Source organism: Streptomyces sp. NPDC032126, from assembly GCF_055580085.1.
Genome location: NZ_JBVIMA010000001.1, coordinates 287,075 through 306,528 on the forward strand (window position 1 = coordinate 287,075; position 19,454 = coordinate 306,528).

At 72.4% G+C, this 19,454-nt stretch carries 17 protein-coding genes; 12 read left to right on the forward strand and 5 right to left on the reverse strand.

Annotated features, from left to right (window positions below; translation table 11 throughout):
- Nucleotides 1-41: 41 nt before the first annotated feature.
- Together ACZ5NW_RS01190 and ACZ5NW_RS01195 are read right to left on the reverse strand one after the other, a co-directional pair.
- Nucleotides 42-497, reverse strand: a complete 456-nt coding sequence (locus ACZ5NW_RS01190) for a DUF6114 domain-containing protein (RefSeq protein ID WP_468741596.1) — start codon at nt 495-497, stop codon at nt 42-44.
- Complete coding sequence (locus ACZ5NW_RS01195) at nt 494-1,168, reverse strand: DUF6230 family protein (RefSeq protein WP_468741597.1); 675 nt, start codon at nt 1,166-1,168, stop codon at nt 494-496. Before ACZ5NW_RS01195 ends, ACZ5NW_RS01190 begins: the two co-directional genes overlap by 4 nt.
- A 689-nt stretch (nt 1,169-1,857) precedes the next feature.
- Between ACZ5NW_RS01195 and ACZ5NW_RS01200 the strand changes: the two genes are divergently transcribed.
- A complete protein-coding gene (locus ACZ5NW_RS01200; RefSeq protein WP_468741598.1) occupies nt 1,858-2,493 on the forward strand; it encodes a Tat pathway signal sequence domain protein in 636 nt (211 codons plus the stop codon).
- Between the two features lie 18 nt (nt 2,494-2,511).
- On the opposite strand, the gene ACZ5NW_RS01205 is transcribed toward ACZ5NW_RS01200, so the two are convergent.
- A complete protein-coding gene (locus ACZ5NW_RS01205) occupies nt 2,512-3,465 on the reverse strand; it encodes a lytic polysaccharide monooxygenase auxiliary activity family 9 protein (RefSeq protein ID WP_468741599.1) in 954 nt (317 codons plus the stop codon).
- A gap of 369 nt (nt 3,466-3,834) precedes the next feature.
- Between ACZ5NW_RS01205 and ACZ5NW_RS01210 the strand changes: the two genes are divergently transcribed.
- Entirely contained in the window at nt 3,835-5,655 is a 1,821-nt protein-coding gene (locus ACZ5NW_RS01210; RefSeq protein ID WP_468741600.1) for a S8 family serine peptidase, read from the forward strand.
- A gap of 136 nt (nt 5,656-5,791) precedes the next feature.
- On the opposite strand, the gene ACZ5NW_RS01215 is transcribed toward ACZ5NW_RS01210, so the two are convergent.
- Nucleotides 5,792-6,448: a ScbR family autoregulator-binding transcription factor gene (locus ACZ5NW_RS01215; RefSeq protein ID WP_468741601.1), complete on the reverse strand. Its 657-nt coding sequence runs from the start codon at nt 6,446-6,448 to the stop codon at nt 5,792-5,794.
- Between the two features lie 177 nt (nt 6,449-6,625).
- Here ACZ5NW_RS01215 and ACZ5NW_RS01220 point away from each other — a divergent pair, with 177 nt between their 5' ends.
- The 6 genes from ACZ5NW_RS01220 (at nt 6,626) to phsA (ending at nt 14,988) form a co-directional block, all read left to right on the forward strand.
- Nucleotides 6,626-7,528: a ScbA/BarX family gamma-butyrolactone biosynthesis protein gene (locus ACZ5NW_RS01220; RefSeq protein ID WP_468741602.1), complete on the forward strand. Its 903-nt coding sequence runs from the start codon at nt 6,626-6,628 to the stop codon at nt 7,526-7,528.
- Between the two features lie 70 nt (nt 7,529-7,598).
- Complete coding sequence (locus ACZ5NW_RS01225; protein WP_468741603.1) at nt 7,599-8,258, forward strand: ScbR family autoregulator-binding transcription factor; 660 nt, start codon at nt 7,599-7,601, stop codon at nt 8,256-8,258.
- A gap of 99 nt (nt 8,259-8,357) precedes the next feature.
- Nucleotides 8,358-9,545: a damage-control phosphatase ARMT1 family protein gene (locus ACZ5NW_RS01230; RefSeq protein WP_468741604.1), complete on the forward strand. Its 1,188-nt coding sequence runs from the start codon at nt 8,358-8,360 to the stop codon at nt 9,543-9,545.
- A gap of 115 nt (nt 9,546-9,660) precedes the next feature.
- A complete protein-coding gene (locus ACZ5NW_RS01235) occupies nt 9,661-10,512 on the forward strand; it encodes a TIGR03619 family F420-dependent LLM class oxidoreductase (RefSeq protein ID WP_468741605.1) in 852 nt (283 codons plus the stop codon).
- Nucleotides 10,513-10,740: 228 nt separating this feature from the next.
- The gene (gene cyc2, locus ACZ5NW_RS01240) at nt 10,741-12,921 is read left to right on the forward strand and encodes a germacradienol/geosmin synthase Cyc2 (RefSeq protein WP_468741606.1); all 2,181 of its coding nucleotides are present in this window, start codon (nt 10,741-10,743) and stop codon (nt 12,919-12,921) included.
- A gap of 192 nt (nt 12,922-13,113) precedes the next feature.
- Nucleotides 13,114-14,988: an O-aminophenol oxidase PhsA gene (gene phsA / locus ACZ5NW_RS01245; RefSeq protein ID WP_468741607.1), complete on the forward strand. Its 1,875-nt coding sequence runs from the start codon at nt 13,114-13,116 to the stop codon at nt 14,986-14,988.
- Here the strand turns inward: phsA and ACZ5NW_RS01250 are convergent.
- Nucleotides 14,976-15,713, reverse strand: a complete 738-nt coding sequence (locus tag ACZ5NW_RS01250) for a CTP synthase C-terminal region-related (seleno)protein (RefSeq protein ID WP_468741608.1) — start codon at nt 15,711-15,713, stop codon at nt 14,976-14,978. The genes phsA and ACZ5NW_RS01250 overlap by 13 nt on opposite strands.
- Before the next feature lie 86 nt (nt 15,714-15,799).
- On the opposite strand from ACZ5NW_RS01250, the gene ACZ5NW_RS01255 reads away from it, so the two are divergent.
- The 4 genes from ACZ5NW_RS01255 (at nt 15,800) to ACZ5NW_RS01270 (ending at nt 19,435) form a co-directional block, all read left to right on the forward strand.
- Nucleotides 15,800-16,666: a LysR family transcriptional regulator gene (locus tag ACZ5NW_RS01255; RefSeq protein WP_468741609.1), complete on the forward strand. Its 867-nt coding sequence runs from the start codon at nt 15,800-15,802 to the stop codon at nt 16,664-16,666.
- A gap of 118 nt (nt 16,667-16,784) precedes the next feature.
- The gene (locus tag ACZ5NW_RS01260; RefSeq protein ID WP_468741610.1) at nt 16,785-17,435 is read left to right on the forward strand and encodes a PDZ domain-containing protein; all 651 of its coding nucleotides are present in this window, start codon (nt 16,785-16,787) and stop codon (nt 17,433-17,435) included.
- A gap of 97 nt (nt 17,436-17,532) precedes the next feature.
- The gene (locus ACZ5NW_RS01265; RefSeq protein ID WP_468741611.1) at nt 17,533-18,189 is read left to right on the forward strand and encodes a LysE family translocator; all 657 of its coding nucleotides are present in this window, start codon (nt 17,533-17,535) and stop codon (nt 18,187-18,189) included.
- A gap of 118 nt (nt 18,190-18,307) precedes the next feature.
- Complete coding sequence (locus tag ACZ5NW_RS01270) at nt 18,308-19,435, forward strand: aminopeptidase P family protein (RefSeq protein ID WP_468741612.1); 1,128 nt, start codon at nt 18,308-18,310, stop codon at nt 19,433-19,435.
- Nucleotides 19,436-19,454 lie beyond the last annotated feature (19 nt).

Consider the following 19,454-nt stretch of genomic DNA (forward strand, 5'->3'; position numbering starts at 1 on the left):
CGCGTCGAGGAGGGTTCAGGGCTCCTCGACGCGCGCCGCGCTCAAGCCGGTCCGCCCGCCTCGGGAAGAGAGGGCGGCGCGGGGGGCCGTAGCGCCTCGGCCGCGGCGGCCCGCGCCTGCTTGCGGCGCTGCCGGCGGACCCGGCGGGGCTCCTGGTCCGGCAGCCAGCCGAAGGCCAGCGAACTGCCGATCAGCCCGAGGAGCAGACCGATGACGAAGCCGCCCAGGTTGGAGGTGACCCAGGTGCCCAGGGTGAGCAGCGCTCCGGTGATGGAGTAGAACAGGCGCTGGGCCGGATTGAAGACGATCAGCAGACCGAGCACCACCATCAGGGCCGGCAGGAGATACCCCGCGAGCCCCTGCATGCCGGTGTGCAGCACGACCGAGATCGGGGCCTTCATGGTCAGAAGGATCTCGGTGCCCGCCAGCGCGAGCAGCAGCCCGCCCGTGAAGGGCCGCCCGCCCCTCCACCGCCGCCAGCGTGGAAAGCGGTTCACCGCGGGCAGCCCTTGCTTCCGAAGCTCATGTGCAGGTCGGGAAGTTTGAAGACGGCCGCGGTGGCGGCGTAGTTGTGCTGGTACAGGTCGGTGATGACGACCTTGTCCGCCTGCTGGGCGTAGACGCCCGGCAGGCCCCGGGTGTCGACCTTGTCGAGGGTGCTGGCGTCGCGGCCGATCTCGATCTTGTTGAACTCGGCGTTGCCGGTGATGTCGTCGGAGTCGATGGCGAGGTTGTCCACGCTCACCTTCGTGCCCTTGTCGCCGGCGGTGAGGACGAGCTGGATGCCGCCGAGGTCGACGCTCTGGCACAGGTTGGTCAGCTTGCCCGACTTCACCACCGAGGTGACGACCAGGACCTGACCGCCGGTGTCGCCCTCGTTGGGGCTGTTCTCGATCATGTGGTCCAGCGAGCCGAACTGCGCGAACCCATCGCCTTCGAGCTTGTCGGCGGTGACCACGAACGGCATGCCGGAGATGGCGAACTGCACCCCCAGCGCTCCCTCGGCGGTGAGGATCGCGAGGCCCGCGGCGGCCGCGGTCGCGGGCACCGCGAGGACGGCGGCCCGGCGCAGCCGGACCCGGCCGCGTCTCTCCGTGGAACCGCTTGCTGGGTCCCCGGCTTGCTCGGGGGGGTGGTCGGCGGACGAGACGTCCGGGGACGAGGCCATGTCTGCTCCCAGGGGCATAGTCACGCGGGTTGGGCTTCAGTGGCACGTTGTCCTGGCGCGGACAGCGGCTGCCGCGCACGTCTCCTCACAACTCCCGGACATCGCAAGGGCTTTCACGTTACGCGGCAGTAGCCGATTCGGAAGTTACCGATGGTTACACCCAGGGTCAAGGGAGGTGTGGAAAAACGGTGTCCATCGTGTGACGCCGATGGGGTGCCGCCTTCACCCTCCGCCGAGCCGGGACTCCGCATATATCTGTCTGACCGTCAACTTGCTTGCTACGCCTTGACGTTGACAGGCTCCCAGGTCTACAACTCTCCCTGGCCCAGCCCGGATCCGTGGCGCCGGATCCGCCGCGCGGCACCGTGCCCGCGCTTCCCGGACCCTTCATCGGCACGGGGTGCATCCATCGCCCCGCGTCCGAGTTCCGCCACGGCGTCGGCCGCGGCCGCTTCCCCCTGCGGGCCGCTTCCGCACGCCCTTTCCGCCCGGTCCGGTCGAAGGCGCGTCACCCCCGAGCCCTCGGCCGGTCACCGGCCGGCCGCCGTTGCCGGTCCGTCACGTACGGAGAAGGCGTCACGGACCGGCGACGGTCGGCGCGGCGTTTCACCTCCCGGCGCCGGGCCCCGCGCAGCAACCGTTTTCCGAAAACCCTCAACGCACTCCCCACATCAGAAAGAGGCACCCGCATGCGTGCACGCTCGCTCCTCGCCGTCGCCGGTACCGTCGCCGCGCTCTCGCTCACGGCGATCGCCCCGGCCTCCGCCGACGACACCGCCGTCCTGACCGCCGACGGCACCCCCGTCGCGGTCGGCGACGTCCTCACCGCGTCCCTGGCCAGTGGCACCAACGCCACGCTCTACTCCAGCGCGACCGGCACCAGCGGCCTCTCCTGTGCGACCTCGTCGTTCACGGCGGCCGTCACGGACAACCCCACCGCGCCCGGCACCGCCACCGAGTCCCTCACCGCCCACACCTTCGGCTCCTGCTCCGCCAACGTGGGCGGCGTGCTCGGCGTCACCAGCATCACGGTCAACAACCTGGCGTACACGGCCGCGGTGAGCTCCGGCGGCACCATCACCATCACCCCGGCGAGCGGCGCCATCCAGACGACGGTCGTGCTGCGCACCCTGCTCGGCAGCATCAACTGCGTCTACCAGGCGCCCAGCATCTCCGGGGTGACCGACAACGCCGACCACAGCATCACCTTCACCGCCCAGCGCTTCACCAAGTCGTCCGGCTCGTCCCTGTGCTTCGCCAACGGCTACTTCACCGCCAAGTACGCCCCCGTGACCGACGCGGGCGTCGCCGTCACCGTCAACTGACCGCCGTAGATCGGAGGTTCACCGGCGCCGCAGCCGGTACAGCAGGGCGGCGGCGCCGGTGAGCACCAGCACCGCCGCGGCGCCGCCCGCCAGCAGCGGCGCGGACGGCCCCGAACCGGCCCCGGTGGTGGTGGACGCCACCGGGGTCCCGGCCGCCACGGTCCCCACCGTCCCGGGGGCCGTGGCGGACGGCGTACCGACGGGGGATCGCACGGCCGGGCTCGCGGAGGTGCGCGCGGCAGCGGTGTCCGCGGCGCTCGCCGTCGGCCGGGCCGTGGGCGTCCCCGCCGCCGCGCCCCCGGACGCCCTCTCCGTGCCGCCGGCCGCCTGTGGGAACACCACGTCGGAGCAGGAGTAGTAGGTGTCCGGCGTGCTCGTGTTCTGCCAGATCGTGTACAGCACCTGACGGTCCGTCCGGTCGGCGGGCAGCTTCGCCGTGAGGTGGTACGCGCCGTTCGTCAGCGCCGGGTCCGCGATCTCGGCGAAGGGGCGCTCGGGCAGATCGGACCAGGTCAGCGGTTTCGTCGGGTCGTAGCCCGGCTTCGTCAGATACAGCTTGAACGTGCCCGAGTGCGCGATCGTCGAGGCGTACGTCATCCGCAGCGTCCCGCCCGGCGTCAGACGGGTCGACGGCCAGTCGGCGCGGGCGAGGTCCAGGCCCCGGTAGGCGGGCAGCCCGCCGCTGCACAGCCGCCCGTCGGGGATCGTGCTCCGGTCCCGGCCGTTCACGTTCGCCACCCGCAGGTTGTCCCAGGCGGTGAGGGGGCCGCCGTTCGCGGCCACGGCCGCCCGGCAGGACGCCGACCGGGCCGCCGCGCCGCCGTCCGGGGAGCAGGCGTAGACCCGGCTCACCGGATCCGTCGGCGCCCCGTGCGCCTGGGCCGGGCCGGCCGCCCACACCCCCAGCAGCAGCGGACTCACAGCGGTGGCCGCCAGCGCGGCGGTGGTACGGAATGCGGTCATCCGGGGCATCGGGGACGTCTCCTCGGCCGGCACGGGAACGGGCTTCCGTGGGAGTACGGGAATCCGGTCCGGCGCGTTCAATGCGCCGGTAGACCGGTTCCGCACCTCACGCCCCGCGAGAAAACGGACAATCGCGGTCAACGCGCCCTCGTCGAGGGTGTGTTTCCAGCCGGGTCAAGGGTTTCCCCTGTATCCCGACGACCTGCCCGTTGCCTATCGTTCCAGCACAGCTGACCCACAGGTAACCCCTGAGAAAGTCGGCGATCACGCCCTGGCCGGCCACTGTGCTGCACCTCGATTCACCCCCCGCCGCTTCGACGCCGAAGCGAATCGACCGCCGCTCCGCCCTGCCCGGAGCGGGCCACGAAAGGCACGCCCTTGCGCACCTCACCCACCCTGAGACGGAAGCTGATATCCGTCGCCGCGGTCTCCGCGGCCCTGCTGGCCGCCGCGACGACCGCCTCCGTCGCCGCCGCCCAGGAGTCCGCCCCCCAGGACACCGCCGCCGTCCCCGCCGCCCAGACCCAGGCCGCGCCCGGCACCCCGGCCGAGCGCCTCATCGTGGGTTACAAGTCCGGTGCGCAGGAGGCCACGTCGAACCGGGCCGCCGAGGCCGACGCCGCCGCCAAGGGCAAGGAGGCCGGCGAGGACGTCGACTTCCAGCGCCGCCTCGGCACCGGCGCCGCCCTGGTCGACCTCGGTGACGACCTCACCACGACGGACGTCGCCGACGTCGTCGCCCAGTACAAGGCCGACCCGAGCGTCGCCTACGTGGTCCCGGACCGCCTCAACAAGCCGATGGCCGACCCGAACGACACCGAGTACTCCAAGCAGTGGGACCTGTTCGAGACCACGGCCGGGATGGACGTCCCCGCCGCCTGGCCGACCTCGACCGGCTCCGGCGTCACGGTCGCCGTCATCGACACCGGTTACGTCGCGCACTCCGACCTCGCCGCGAACATCGTCGCCGGCTACGACTTCATCTCAGACACCGCGGTCTCCAACGACGGCGACGGGCGCGACAGCAACCCGGCCGACCCCGGCGACTGGACCACCAACGGCCAGTGCGGCACGGACTGGACGGCCACCACCTCCTCCTGGCACGGCACCCACGTCGCCGGCACCATCGCCGCGGTCACCAACAACGGCAAGGGCGTCGCCGGCATCGCCTACGGCGCGAAGATCTCCCCGGTGCGCGTGCTCGGTCAGTGCGGCGGCTACGACTCCGACATCATCGACGCCATCACCTGGGCGTCCGGCGGCACCGTCTCCGGCGTGCCCGCCAACACCAATGTCGCCAAGGTCATCAACATGAGCCTCGGTGGCGACGGCGCCTGCAGCGCGGCCACCCAGAACGCCATCAACGGGGCCGTGAGCCGCGGCACGACCGTCGTCGTGGCGGCCGGCAACGAGAACGACAACGTCGCGAACCACAACCCGGGCAACTGCAACAACGTCATCTCGGTCGCCGCGACCAACCGCGCCGGCGCCAAGGCGTCCTACTCCAACTACGGTTCCCTGGTGGACATCGCGGCGCCCGGCGGCGAGACCCGCACCGCCACGGCCAACGGCATCCTGTCCACGCTGAACACCGGCACGCAGGGCCCGTCGAGCGAGACCTACAAGTACTACCAGGGCACCAGCATGGCCACCCCGCACATCGCGGGCCTGGCGGCGCTGGTGAAGTCGGCGAACTCCGCGCTGACCCCGGCCCAGGTCGAGTCGGCCATCAAGACCAACGCGCGGGCCCTGCCCGGCGCCTGCTCGGGCGGCTGCGGCGCGGGCCTGGCGGACGCGGCCAGGACGGTGCAGGCGGTGAGCGGCTCCGGCGGCTCCGGCGGCTCCACGGGGGGCACCACCTTCTCCAGCTCCTCGGCCGTGGCCATCCCGGACAACGGTTCCGCGATCGAGTCCCCGATCACGGTCAGCGGCATCAGCGGCAACGCCCCGTCCGCCCTTCAGGTCGGCGTGAACATCACCCACACCTACCGCGGTGACCTGGTCATCGACCTGGTGGCGCCCGACGGCTCGACCTACCGTCTGAAGTCCTCCAGCTCCTCCGACTCCGCGGACGACGTCGTCACCACGTACTCGGTGAACGCCTCCAGCGAGGTGGCCAACGGCACCTGGAAGCTGCGGGTGCAGGACGTGGCCGCGCAGGACACGGGCACGCTCAACAGCTGGAAGCTGACCTTCTGAGGCGGACAGCCGACAGCCGACCCCCGGCACAGCGGACCGAGGGTGCCGTCGAACGAGCGGGCCGACCGGTGTGGATGGACACCGGCCGGCCCGCTTCCCGTGTCCCGGTGGACGTCCTCGGTCCCGGAAGCCGTCTTCAGGAGGCCGCGCGGTCCGCGGGCTCCAGGGAGGCGAGAACCCTGATGCCCCGGTCGGCGCGGGCGTCCAGGCCCGGCAGCAGACCCGGCACCGCGATGCTCGGCAGCATGTGCGCCCACATCACCGCGAGCCTGTCCGCGAGATCCGTACGACCGGACACCGCGCGGGACATCAGCTGAATGCCGGTGAAGGTGCCCACCAGCAGCTCCACGGTCTCCCTCGGCTTCACCGTCGGCAGCAACTCGCCCCGCTCACGGGCCTGTTCGAGCACGGTGGTGAGCCGGTCGGCCCACTGCCGGAACGGCTCGCCGTGGTCCACCCCGGCCGGCGTCTCCTGGTCCACCGCCAGTCGGACACCCGCCCGCAGCAGCGGGTTGGTGAGCAGCCGCTGCCCGACCACGAAGGTCATGTCGACGATCTCCTGCAGCTTGCAGGGCTGCGGCGGTACGGAGCCGAAGGGGACCTGAGCGTCCACCACCGCCTGGGCCAGCGATTCCTTCGACGGGAAGTGGAAGTACAGGGCGCCCTTGGTGACTTCGGCACGCTCCAGGACCATGGCGATGGTGGTGGAGGTGTAGCCGTGCTCGTCGAAGACCGCGCCGGCCGCTTCCAGGATCGCCCGGCGCGTCCTGATGGCGCGCTCCTGTTTTGCCATATAAGCCCCTTATGGCGCCGAGTTGGCCCATCTCGCGATCGCGTGCACGTTCGGGCCGATCATAGGATGCCGTCGACTGATCTGATTGAAAACAAACCGGTCGCCTCGTACTCTAACGCTCAACGGAGCGGACGGTTCGCCGTCTGCCGTGGCCTTCGGGGGACCGTAGGGAGAGAGATGACTCGACCGCGGCAGCTTGCCGACGTCCCGTCCTTGACGGCAACTGTTCCTCGTCAACTCGTCCACCGCGCCGCCGTCGCGGAGACCCTCCCCATCGGCTGGCGGCGCACCGGCACCGACCGTTTCACCGTGTCCGCGCAGTGGCCCCGCGCCCACGGGTTACACGTGTCGCCCGACTGGACGGCGTACGACCCCCTGCTCGTCGTGGAGACGATCCGGCAGAGCGGCACGCTCCTCGCGCACACCGAGTACGACGTGCCGCTGGACCATCAGTTCGTCCTGAAGGAATTCGACGTCACCACCGAGCCCGCGGGGTTGACGGTCGGACCGCTGCCCGCCGAGCCGGAGGTCGAACTCGCCTTCACCCACGTCCAGTACCGGGGCCGCCGCCCGGTCGACGCCCGCTACACCGCGCACGTCCTGCGCGACGGCACCCGCGTCGCGACCGCCCATGTCGCCTTCACCGTCGTCGGCGCGGCGGTCTACACCAGGCTGCGGGGTGGTCGCACGCCGCACGGCGTGACGCCCATACCCGTCCCGCCCGGGCTGCCGCCCGCCGTCGTGGGCCGCGCACTGCCCACGGACGTCGTCCTGGGGGCGTCCGTGGAGCCGGACCGCTGGCAGTTGCGGGTAGATACCGCGCACCCCGTTTTCTTCGACCACCCGCTCGATCACGTTCCCGGGATGCTTCTGCTGGAGGCCGCCCGCCAGGCCGCGTTGCTGCGCACGGCGGAAAACCGCAGCCCGGCGGCGTATCACGCCGTCTTCCACCGCTATGCCGAACTGGACGAACCCATCTGGATCGGGACGAAGGGCGAGGGCGACGACGCGATCCAAGTCGTAGGAACCCAAGGGGAGTCGGCGGTTTTCGAGTGCCGGGTCGGTACCGTTCAGGGGTGAGTTATTGTGTACAGGGGGTAAGAAACAAACGGCATGACCCGTTCTTTACCGGCCCAGGAGAGTTCACTCGATGGTGAGGCAGTTACGCGCAGAGCAGACCCGCGCGACGATCATCACGGCTGCGGCCGACCTGTTCGACCGGCACGGCTACGAGTCGACCAGCCTCAGTGACATCGTCGAGCACGCCCAAGTCACCAAGGGCGCGCTGTACTTCCACTTCGCGGCCAAGGAGGACCTGGCCCACGCGATCATGGAATTGCAGTCCCAGGCGTCCCGGCGCGTCGCGGGCGAGATCGACGACCGGGGATACACCTCGCTGGAAGCGCTGATGCGACTCACGTTCGGCATCGCCCGCCTCTCCGTCGAGGGACCCATCACCCGCGCCGGGCTGCGACTGGCCACCGGAGGCGTCGCGATACGACCACCGCTGCGCCATCCCTTCGCCGAATGGCTGGAGTTGATCTCCCGGGGGCTGGCCGGCGCGGTCCGCGAGGCCGACATCCACCCGGACATCGACGTCGACGCCGTGGCCCACTCGCTGGTCTGCTTCTTCGTCGGCACCCGCGTCGTCGGCCGCCACCGCGAACCGGCGACCCGACTGCCGCGCCGCATGGCGGAGATGTGGTACGTCCTGATCAGAGGCCTGGTCCCGGTACCCCGGCGGCCACGCTATCTGAGCCTGGCCACCCGACTGGAACGCGAGATCCTGGCGGGCTGCGCGGTCGTGTGAGCGGCGCGCACGACGGCGGTGGGGGTGTGATGACGGGCGTCCCGGACGCCCGGCGCGCGCCCCCGTGCCGCCCCCTGCCCCCGCGCTACCGTGAGCCCCATGCCGCGCACCCCCGCCCCCACGCCCACCCCGCCGCCCGTCATCCACGGTGACGAGCCGGGCTCCTTCCCCCACGGCGTCCTCGCCGAACGGCACCCCGCGATCATCCGGCAGGTGCGCGACGCCTTCCCCTACGAGCCCGCCATCGGGCAGGCGCTCGACACCCTGCTCGACAGCTGCGCGCACGGGGTGATCGAAGCCCTGCCCGACGACGCCCACGACGCGCCGCGCTGGCGGGACTGGGGGATGGACACCTACGCGGGCCGCTCCTGGTACGACGTGCCCTGGCTGTGGTCCGAGAGCTTCTTCTACCGCCGACTCCTCGACGCCGTCGGCTACTTCACCCCCGGCCCCTGGCAGGGCATCGACCCCTTCCGGCCCTCCAAACTCGCCGAACTCGACGCGCCCGAGACCGATGAGGAGCTCGCCGCCCTCGACGCGCTCGCCGACCGCCCCGCCGACGAACGCGGCCGCGCCCTGCTGCACGGGTCGCTCTGGGGCAACCGCGCCGACCTCGGCTTCCGGCTCTCCGACGCCGACGCCGAGGGGCGGGCCGCCGCCCCGGGCCTGGTGGCCGACGACAGCGAGAGCCTCTGGCCGCTGCTCACCGGCGGCGGCACCCTCTGCCTGGTCGCCGACAACGCGGGCCGCGAGCTGGTCCCCGACCTCCTGCTGCTCGCCCACCTCCTCGCCGAGGGCCGGGTCCGACGGGTGGTGCTGCACGTCAAGCCCTACCCGTACTACGTCTCCGACGCCACCACCGCCGACGTCGTCGACGCCCTGCGTCGGCTGACCGCCGCATCCGGCGCCGCCGCTGCCCACGGCCGCCTCCTCTGGACCGCGATGACCGACGGCACCCTCGCCGTCCGCGCCCACCCCTTCTCCGCCGCGCCCCTGCCGTACGCGCGGATGCCCGAGGACCTGCGCGCCGAGTTCGCCTCCGCCACGCTGACCGTCCTCAAGGGCGACCTCAACTACCGCCGTCTCGTGGGCGATCGCCGCTGGCCGCCGACCACCGCCTTCGCCGACGTCACCGCCGCTTTCCCCGGCCCGGTCGCCGCCCTGCGCACCCTCAAGTCCGACGTGATCACGGGCCTGAGCCCCGAAACCGAGGCCGCCCTGGTCGCCGAGGAGGGCCGGCGCTGGCGCACCGCCGGCACCCACGCCCTGATCCAGGTCAGCCGCTGAGTCGACGTCACACCTCGGAGACCCGGCGGGGATGAGGTGGTGTCGTCGCGGTGTTGAGCGGGTGCGTGCGCCGACCGCCCGGCGCCGCCGACCCGGACGAAGGGAACCGTACGACATGCGCATCGGAGTGGCTCCGCACCGGCTGTGGCCCGCGCGGGAGGACGAACTCGACGGGGTACTCGATCTCGCCCGCACCGCCGAGGAGGCCGGTTTCGACCACGTCTTCGCGAGCAGCCATGTGCTGGCGGGTGATCTCGGGGTGACCCCGGACCCGCTGGTACTGCTCTCCGCGATCGCCGGGGCGACCCGGCGGATCGGGCTGGTCACCAGCGTCCTGATCCTGCCCCTGTACAACCCGGTCGTGCTCGCCCACCAGACGGCCACCCTCGACCGCCTCTCCGGCGGCCGCTTCGCCCTCGGCGTGGGCACCGGCTGGGACACCGAGGAGTACGCGGCCGTCGGCGTCCCCTTTTCCGGACGCGGCCGTCGCGCCGACGAAAACCTTGCCGCGGTACGGGAGTTGTGGCGGGGCGACCGTCTCGGGGTGCGGCCGCGCACACCGGGTGGGCCCGCGGTGTGGGTGGGCGGGCACAGCGACGCGGCCCTGCGCCGGGCGCTGCGCCACGGCGACGCCTGGCACGGCTCGGGCGTGGACGCCGCCGGGCTCTCGGAGGTGCGCGGCCGGCTCGCGGCCCTGGGGGAGGACATGGGCCGCGACCCGGCCGAACTCGCCCTCACGGCGGGCCTGTTCCTCGTACCGCCGGGCTTCGCCGCCGCCGTCCAGGTGCCCGGCACTCCCCTCGGCGGGCACGACGCGACGGCCGAGAGCGTCCGGGACGAACTCGGGCGGCTCGCCGAGGCGGGGCTCACCTCCGCCTCGCTGTGGCTGCCGGTGGCCACGGAGGCCCTGACCGACGCGCTGGGATGGGTCGCGGACGAGATCGTCCCGCACGCCGCGAAGGCGTGAGGATCCTGGCGACGGTGCGCGTTCGCGAGGGGGTGAGGAGCCTGGCGACGGCGCGCGTGGCGAAGGCATGAGGACCCTGGCGACGGCGCGCGTCGCGAGGGCGTGAGAAACCCCGACGACGGCACGGCCCGCGGAGAAACTCGCCTCGTTTTCCCCGCGATTCACGCGATGGTGTGATCATGTGCCGCCGGGTGGATGGCCGTCGGGGGCCACGGGTAGGGCCCGGCCATGACGCAGCAGCCCTTTCACCTCCCGCACTTCTACATGCCGTATCCCGCGCGGCTCAACCCGCATCTCGACACGGCCCGCGCCCATTCGACGCAATGGGCGCGGGACATGGGCATGCTGGAGGGATCCGGGGTCTGGGAGCAGTCCGACCTCGACGCCCACGACTACGGCCTGCTGTGCGCCTACACCCACCCCGACTGCGACGCCGACGCCCTGTCGCTGATCACCGACTGGTACGTGTGGGTGTTCTTCTTCGACGACCACTTCCTGGACATGTACAAACGCACCCAGGACCGCGCCGCCGGCAAGGCCCACCTCGACCGGCTGCCCCTCTTCATGCCGCTGGACCTGTCCGCCGACGTGCCCGAGCCGGAGAACCCGGTGGAGGCGGGCCTCGCCGACCTGTGGGCGCGGACCGTGCCGGCGATGTCCGCCGACTGGCGCCGCCGCTTCGCCGTAGCGACCGAGCATCTGCTGAACGAGTCGATGTGGGAGCTGTCCAACATCAACGAGGGGCGGATCGCCAACCCCGTCGAGTACATCGAGATGCGCCGCAAGGTGGGCGGCGCGCCCTGGTCGGCGGGCCTGGTGGAGTACGCGACCGCCGAGGTGCCGGCCTCCGTCGCCGGATCGCGACCGCTGCGGGTGCTGATGGAGACCTTCTCCGACGCCGTGCACCTGCGCAACGACCTGTTCTCCTACCAGCGGGAGGTCGAGGAGGAGGGAGAGAACAGCAACGGCGTCCTCGTCCTGGAGACGTTCTTCGGCTGCACCACCCAGGAGGCCGCCGAGACCGTCAACGACATCCTCACCTCCCGGCTGCACCAGTTCGAGCACACCGCCCTGACCGAGGTGCCCGCGGTGGCGCTGGAGCAGGGGCTGCGCCCGGACGAGGTCGCCGCCGTCGCCGCGTACACCAAGGGGCTGCAGGACTGGCAGTCCGGCGGCCACGAGTGGCACCTGCGCTCCAGCCGCTACATGAACGAGGGGGCCGGTTCCGGCGCGCCCTGGGAACGGCTGACCCGAGCGGGCACCTCCGCGGCCGACGTCGGCGCCCTGCTCGCCTCGGCCGCCGCGGAGCGTCTGCGCGCCTACGCGCACGTGCCGTTCCAGAAGGTCGGCCCCTCGGTGCTGCCCGACTTCCACATGCCCTTCCCCGTGCAGATCAGCCCGCACCTGGAGGGCGCCCGCGGCCGCCTCGCCGAGTGGATGCACCGGATGGGCATGCTGGCCGAGGGCGTCTGGGACGAGGACAAGCTCGCCGCCTTCGACCTGCCGCTGTGCTCGGCCGGCATCGACCCGGACGCGACCCCCGAGGCCCTCGACCTCAGCGCCGCCTGGCTCGCCTGGGGCACCTACGGCGACGACTACTACCCCCTCGTCTTCGGCCACCGCCGCGACCTGGCCGCCGCACGGCTCACCACGACCCGCCTGTCGGCCTGCATGCCCGTCGACGGGGAGGAGGCGCCCGTCCCCGTCAACGGCATGGAACGCGGCCTGATCGACCTGTGGGCGCGCACCACCGCCGACATGACGCCCGATCAGCGCGGCACCCTGCGCGCGGCGGTCGACAGCATGACCGAGAGCTGGGTGTGGGAGCTCTCCAACCACCTGCAGAACCGGGTGCCGGACCCGGTCGACTACCTGGAGATGCGCCGCGCCACCTTCGGCTCCGACCTCACGCTGAGCCTGTGCCGCATGGGCCACGGGCCCGCCCTGCCGCCGGAGGTCTACCGCAGCGGACCCGTCCGCTCGCTGGAGAACTCCGCCATGGACTACGCGTGCCTGCTCAACGACATCTTCTCGTACCAGAAGGAGATCGAGTACGAGGGCGAGATGCACAACGCGATCCTCGTCGTGCAGAACTTCTTCGGCTGCGACTACCCGACCGCGCTCGGCATCGTGCACGACCTCACGACGCAGCGGATGCAGCAGTTCGAGCATGTCGTCGCTCACGAACTCCCCGTCCTTCAGGACGACTTCGACCTCTCGGAGGAGGCCCGCGCCGCCCTGGGCGTCTATGTCGACGACCTGCGGAACTGGCTGGCGGGGATCCTGAACTGGCATCGCCAGGTCGACCGCTACAAGGCCGACTACCTGGCCCGCCGCGCCCATGGTTTCCTGCCGGACCGCTCCCCGGCGCCGGTGCCGGTGCCGGCGCCCGTGCCGGCGTTCGGCTAGGTCCCGCCACCGGCAACCGGACTGACTCCTTGGTAACCGGACTGACTCCTTCCATAAGGTGCTTTCCGGCCTTTCCCATGCGGAAGGGGGCAATCCGGGAACCTTGGCGAGGCGTCAGGAGTCTTCTGAGGTGTGGGGAACGACGACAGACCCACTCGGACCGACCACAGAACACAACGGGGGTGTTCGACCTTGACCGATGTCATCGAGCAGATCGCCGATACCGTCCCGGCGGGCGCGGCGCCGGGCGAGCTGACGCCGTATGTGGCGCCGCTGACCGTCCCGCCGATCCTGCGCCCCGCGTCCACCGACGTGACGCAGGAGACCGAGATCGCCCTGCGCCCCACCTGGGTGCGCCTGCACCCGCAGCTGCCGCCGACCCTGATGTGGGGCTACGACGGCCGGGTGCCGGGCCCGACCATCGAGGTGCGGCGCGGACAGCGCGTGCGCATCGCCTGGACCAACCGCATCCCCCGGGGCAGCGAGTACCCGGTCACCGCCGTCGGCGTGCCCGCCCGCGCCCCGGGCACCGCGCCCGCCTCCACCGAGCCGGGCCGTGAGGGCATCGCCCCCGATCCGGACGTCGCCGCCCTGCCCGCCTGGTCCGTCACCCATCTGCACGGCGCCCAGACGGGCGGCGGCAACGACGGCTGGGCGGACAACGCCGTGGGCTCGGGCGACGCCCAGCTCTCGGAGTACCCCAACGAGCACCAGGCGGTGCAGTGGTGGTACCACGACCACGCCATGAACATCACCCGGTGGAACGTGATGACGGGCCTGTACGGCACCTACCTCGTCCGGGACGACGAGGAGGACGCCCTGCACCTGCCCTCCGGGGACCGGGAGATCCCGCTGCTGATCGCCGACCGCAACCTCGACACCGACGAGGACGGCCGTCTCAACGGACGGCTGCTGCACAAGACGATCGTCGTCCAGGCGAGCAACCCGGAGACGGGCAAGCCGGTCAGCGTGCCGTTCACCGGCCCGTACACCACGGTCAACGGCCGCATCTGGCCGTACGCCGACGTGGCGAACGACTGGTACCGCTTCCGGCTGGTCAACGCCTCCAACGCGCGCATCTACAACCTCGTCCTCGTCGACGAGGACGACAACCCGGTACCGGGCGTCGTCCACCAGATCGGCAGCGACGGCGGACTGCTGCCGCGCCCCGTCCGGATCGACTTCGACGCCACCCTGCCCACACTGACCGCCGCGCCGGCCGAGCGCTTCGACCTGCTCGTCGACTTCCGCGCCCTCGCGGGCCGCACCCTGCGCCTGGTCAACAAGGGCCCCAACCAGCCGGCCGGGGTGCCCGACCCGGTGGGCAACGTACGGTATCCGGCGGTGCTGGAGTTCCGCGTGGGGGAGTCCTGCGAGCCGGACGCCTTCGAACTGCCCGAGGTGCTCTCCGGCTCCTTCCGCCGGCTCACCCACGACACCCCGCACGGCCACCGCCTGATCGTGCTCACCCCGCCGGCCACCAAGGGCGGCGGCGGACACCCCGAGATCTGGGAGATGACCCCGATCGAGGACGCGAGCGGCATCCAGTTCCCGGCCGAGGGCGTCATCCAGGTCACCGGGGCCGACGGCACCACGAAGACGTACCGGCGCACCGCGCGGACCTTCAACGACGGGCTGGGCTTCACCATCGCCGAGGGCAGCCACGAACAGTGGACCTTCCTCAACCTGGCGCCCATCGTCCACCCCATGCACATCCACCTGGCCGACTTCCAGCTGCTCGGCCGCGACCCGTACGACGTCTCCGGCTTCGACCCGGCGGTCGGCGGCACCCGCACGCCGATCCGGTTCGACCCCGGCACACAGATCCCGCTCGCGCCCAACGAGCAGGGCCTCAAGGACGTCTTCCGCGTGCCGGGCAACCAGGCGCTGCGTGTCATGGGCCGGTTCGACGGGGCGTACGGCCGCTTCATGTACCACTGCCACCTCCTCGAACACGAGGACATGGGCATGATGCGGCCGTTCGTGGTCCTGCCGCCGGAGGCGCTGAAGTTCGACCACGGCGCCTCCCACGACCCCCACGGAGGCCACTCGGGTCACACGGGCTGAACCGCCCGCGCGCGAGCCGCGTGCTCGACCGCGGCACGCGCCAGCCCCAGGATCATCGGGTGCGGGCGCGTGCCGTCGCCGTACAGCTCCGGCTGGAACAGCGAGGCCAGGAAGAAGGGGTGACCGGGCAGTTCGGCGATCCGCACCTGACCCGAGCCGTCGTGGCCGGAGAAGCGCAGGCCGTGCGCGCGCAGGGTGTCGAGGTGCCGGGACGGGCCGTAGTGGCAGGAGTAGCGCTCCACCGTGCGCTCCGCGCCGATCAGCGTGTACGCGAGGGAGCCCTCCTCCAGCGTGACCGTGTCCTCGTGGCCCGCCAGCGAGCAGGCCAGCGGCTCGATGAGGAAGTCGTCGGCGTCCGGGTCGTTCTCGGCGTGCGCCACGTGCGGCAGGCCGCAGGCGTGGCGGGCGAACTCCAGCAGGGCGTGCTGGAAGCCGCCGCACGTGCCGAGGAACGGAATGCCGTCCTCGCGTGCGGTGCGGATCGCGGCCAGCACTCCCGCCTCACTGCGGTACGGACTCCCCGGCACCACCCACACCGCGTCGAAACCCCGCACCGCGCCGGGCGCCTCGGCGTCCTCGGAGGGGATCCAGTACGGGTCCAGGACCAGCCGCTCCCGGGTGGCGAGCGACTCCAGGAGGAGGGGGACGCGGGTGTGCGAGACGACGTTGGGGGAGCGGTCGCCGACCAGGGCGACCTTGGCGATCTGAGCTGCGGTGTCGGTCATGGCCCCATCGTGGGCACCACCCCGGGTTCACGTCCAACGATGATTGCTGCACCTTCCATAAGGGTTGCTGATGGCATGCTGGTCGGATGGACCCCCACCTCCTGCGTACCTACGTCACGGTCGCCCGCCTCGCCTCCTTCTCCGAGGCCGCCCGCGCACTCGGCTACACCCAGTCGGCCGTCTCCCAGCACATCGCGTCGCTGGAGCAGGACCTGGGCGTCCCGCTGCTCACCCGCCGGCCCGTCGCCCCCACGCCGGCCGGCGAGCGGCTCCTGGAGCACGCGGCGCCGCTCCTGCTGCGGCTGGACGCGGCCCGCGCGGACATCGCCCGGATGGCCGCCGCGCCCGCCCACGGACTGACGCTCGCCGCCTCGCCGACCGCGCTCGGCGCCCGCGTCCTCGCCGCGCTGCCGCCCGCCGGGGTCACGCTGCGCGTGCTCACCCGGGACGAGGTGCCCGCCGCCGTCGCCGCCGGCACGGCCGATGTCGGCCTGGTCGACGGGCTGGCCGCGCCCAGCGACCCGCTGCGGCTGCCCGACGTGGCGCCCCTGACCACCTACGGCGTCGCCGAGGAGCCCGTGTGCGTGCTGCTGCCCGCCGCCCACCCCCTGGCCGGGCGCCCACGACTGCGCCTCGGCGACCTCGCGGACGCGCGCTGGCTGGACGCGCCCGACGCCGGCCTGCCGCTGCCCCAGCTGCGCGCCGCGACCGGCGGCCACGGCTTCCGCCCCGCGCTGCGCTACGACGGCACGGACATCCGCGCGCTGACCGCGCTGGCCGCGCAGGGCCACGGCCTGACCCTGCTGCCCCGCACCGCCGCCGAGAACGCCCCCGGCACGACCGCCGTCCCGGTCACCCACCCGCGCGTCGTCCACCGCGTGGAACTCGTCCACGCGACCGCCCCGACGGGTGCGGCGGCGGCCTTGGTGACGGCGTTGTCCATGGGGGCGTGAGCCGGGGGGAGGGGGTGGGTCGGGGCGGCTTCCTCCGTTGACCGCCGGTCAGTCTCACTCGTTCGTGGTCCTTCGGGTGCCGGTCGGCCGGGTAGAGCACCAGCCGGAGGCGATCCCCATGGAACAGACTGCGTTGCGTCCCAAGCCCATGCCCGGTCAGGAACCGTCCGCCGAGGGCGGAAGCGGCGGGAGGTCCGGCGCCCCGGGCCGACGGCCGCACGCCGCGCGCCGGCGGGGCCGGCGACTGACGACCCTGTTGTTCTGCCTGTTCGTCGCGACCGTCCTGGTGCTGGCCGGGGTCGGCCTCGGCACCGTGGGCGCGACGGTGATCGGCATGAGCAAGCTCGCGGAGCTCCAGCGCCAGGCCGCCGGGCAGCCCCCCGGGCAGACCCCCGGGAAGAGTGGCCGGCAGACCGGCGCGCAGACCAGTGGGCAGTCCGCGCCCGGCATCGGGCTCCCCTCCGGCGCGGCCCACCCGCCGGGGGCCACCCCGGCGGCCGCCCCCGCCGCCACCCTGGGCGTGGAGGCCGTGGACGCCGAGAAGGCCGGCGCCCAGGTGATCGCCGTGCACATCCCCGGCCCGGGCTACACCGCCGGCCTGGTGCGCGGCGACGTCCTGCTCTGGTTCGGCACGTCCCGCGTCGAGTCGGCGGCCGACCTCGTCCGGGCGGTCGACGAGGCCCGTCCCGGCCGGGAGTACAAACTGACGGTCCGTCATACCAGTGGGGGCTATCAGCAGTTGGTGATCGTTCCCGGCGTCGTCACCTGAGCCGACGCCCCGTACCCGACCGGGGTCGCCGCGCGCGGGCTCGACGGCTTCGCGAAAAACACTGGTCCGCCCCGCCCGCCCGCGTCACGATGACCTCATGCCGAGCACCCTCCTCGCCTTCCTCGGGGCCTGCACCCTCATCGCGGCCTCGCCGGGACCCAGCACCGTACTGATCGTCCGGCAGTCGCTGCGCAGCCGCCGCGCCGGCTTCCTCACCGTCCTCGGCAACGAGACCGGAGTCTTCATCTGGGGCCTCGTCGCCGCCCTCGGTCTGACCGCGCTGCTCACGGCCTCGCAGGTGGCGTACGACGTGATGCGCGTCGGCGGCGGGATCGTCCTGATCGCCTTCGGCGTCCAGACGCTGCGGCAGGCGCGGCGCGGACGGAGCGGCGGCGAGGGCGAGGACACCGGCGAGGACGGGGGCGGCGGAGGCGGCGGCCTGGTGGCTCCGGAGCGCAGCGGCCGGTCCTCGTACCGCGCCGGGCTGCTGCTCAACCTCGCCAACCCCAAGGCGGCCGTGTTCGCCCTGTCCTTCCTGCCGCAGTTCGTTCCCGAGGGCGCCCCGCACCTGCCGGCGATGGTCGGCCTGGCCGCCCTCTGGGCCGTGTACGAAGTCGGTTACTACGGCCTGTACGTGTGGTTCGTCGGCCGGCTGAAGGCCGTGCTGTCCCGGGCCGGGGTGCGCCGTCGCCTGGAGCAGGTCTCCGGCGGTGTCCTGCTCCTCCTGGGCGTGCGCATGGCGCTGGAGGGCTGACCGGGCGGGCCCGGGCGGGACGCGCTGAGCGGATCGGCTCGCGCGGCATCCGTCGGACCGGCAGGATGCTGCCCGTGGTCCTCACCCGTTTTCGTCGTCTTCATCGAGGGAGGTCCGGATGACCGGCCGTACGCCCGCGCCGTTCACCGCCGACGACTACCGGTCCCGTATGGACCGGGCCGCGCGCGCGGCCGCCGACGCGGGACTCGCCGGGCTCCTGGTGGCGCCGGGACCGGACCTGGTGTGGCTCACCGGCTACGCGCCCACCGCCGTCACCGAGCGGCTCACCCTGCTCGTCCTGGTCCCCGGCCAGAACCCCGAGCTCGTCGTCCCCGCCCTGGAGGCCCCCGACGCCGCGAAGGCGACCGGGGCGCCCGCGCTGACCCTGCGGGACTGGACCGACGGCAAGGACCCCTACGCGGCCACCGCGGCCCTCCTGGACGCCACCGGCAGGTTCGGCGTCAGTGACAACGCCTGGGCCCTGCACCTGCTCGCCCTGCAGAGGGCCCTGCCCGGCACCTCCTACGCCTCCCTCACCGAGGCCCTGCCCATGCTGCGGGCCGTCAAGGACGCCGCCGAGCTGGAACTGATGGCGGCGGCGGGGGCGGCCGCGGACGCGACGTTCGAGGAGATCCGCGGCGTGCGCTTCGCCGGCCGGCGGGAGTCCGAGGTCGGCGCCGACCTCGCCCGGCTGCTGCGCGAGCACGGGCACGAGCAGGTCGACTTCACCATCGTCGGTTCCGGCCCCAACGGCGCCAATCCGCACCACGAGACGGGCGACCGGGTCATCGAGCGCGGCGACATGGTCGTCCTCGACTTCGGCGGCCTCAAGGACGGCTACGGCTCCGACACCAGCCGCACCGTGCACGTCGGCGAACCCACCGACGAGGAGCGGCGGGTCCACGACATCGTCCGCGAGGCCCAGGAGGCGGGCTTCCGGGCCGTCCGGCCCGGCGTCGCCTGCCAGGACGTCGACCGGGCCGCCCGCGCGGTCATCACGGACGCCGGCTACGGCGAGTACTTCATCCACCGCACCGGGCACGGCATCGGCGTGACCACCCACGAACCGCCGTACATGATCGAGGGGGAGGAGCAGCCGCTCGTCCCCGGCATGTGCTTCTCCGTGGAACCCGGCATCTACCTGCCCGGCCGTTTCGGGGTGCGCATCGAGGACATCGTCACGGTCACCGAGGACGGCGGCCGCCGGCTCAACGACACCACCCGCGAGATGGTCATAGTGGACTGACCGACACCAGGAGCCCGCA

What these genes read in the sequence shown, in the direction of transcription:
- ACZ5NW_RS01195 (WP_468741597.1), bottom strand. Translation starts at nt 1,168, where the DNA reads ATGGCCTCGTCCCCGGACGTCTCGTCCGCCGACCACCCCCCCGAGCAA.
- ACZ5NW_RS01200 (WP_468741598.1), top strand. Translation starts at nt 1,858, where the DNA reads ATGCGTGCACGCTCGCTCCTCGCCGTCGCCGGTACCGTCGCCGCGCTC.
- ACZ5NW_RS01205 (WP_468741599.1), bottom strand. Translation starts at nt 3,465, where the DNA reads ATGCCCCGGATGACCGCATTCCGTACCACCGCCGCGCTGGCGGCCACC.
- ACZ5NW_RS01215 (WP_468741601.1), bottom strand. Translation starts at nt 6,448, where the DNA reads ATGGCAAAACAGGAGCGCGCCATCAGGACGCGCCGGGCGATCCTGGAA.
- ACZ5NW_RS01220 (WP_468741602.1), top strand. Translation starts at nt 6,626, where the DNA reads ATGACTCGACCGCGGCAGCTTGCCGACGTCCCGTCCTTGACGGCAACT.
- ACZ5NW_RS01225 (WP_468741603.1), top strand. Translation starts at nt 7,599, where the DNA reads ATGGTGAGGCAGTTACGCGCAGAGCAGACCCGCGCGACGATCATCACG.
- ACZ5NW_RS01230 (WP_468741604.1), top strand. Translation starts at nt 8,358, where the DNA reads ATGCCGCGCACCCCCGCCCCCACGCCCACCCCGCCGCCCGTCATCCAC.
- ACZ5NW_RS01235 (WP_468741605.1), top strand. Translation starts at nt 9,661, where the DNA reads ATGCGCATCGGAGTGGCTCCGCACCGGCTGTGGCCCGCGCGGGAGGAC.
- cyc2 (WP_468741606.1), top strand. Translation starts at nt 10,741, where the DNA reads ATGACGCAGCAGCCCTTTCACCTCCCGCACTTCTACATGCCGTATCCC.
- ACZ5NW_RS01250 (WP_468741608.1), bottom strand. Translation starts at nt 15,713, where the DNA reads ATGACCGACACCGCAGCTCAGATCGCCAAGGTCGCCCTGGTCGGCGAC.
- ACZ5NW_RS01255 (WP_468741609.1), top strand. Translation starts at nt 15,800, where the DNA reads ATGGACCCCCACCTCCTGCGTACCTACGTCACGGTCGCCCGCCTCGCC.
- ACZ5NW_RS01260 (WP_468741610.1), top strand. Translation starts at nt 16,785, where the DNA reads ATGGAACAGACTGCGTTGCGTCCCAAGCCCATGCCCGGTCAGGAACCG.
- ACZ5NW_RS01265 (WP_468741611.1), top strand. Translation starts at nt 17,533, where the DNA reads ATGCCGAGCACCCTCCTCGCCTTCCTCGGGGCCTGCACCCTCATCGCG.
- ACZ5NW_RS01270 (WP_468741612.1), top strand. Translation starts at nt 18,308, where the DNA reads ATGACCGGCCGTACGCCCGCGCCGTTCACCGCCGACGACTACCGGTCC.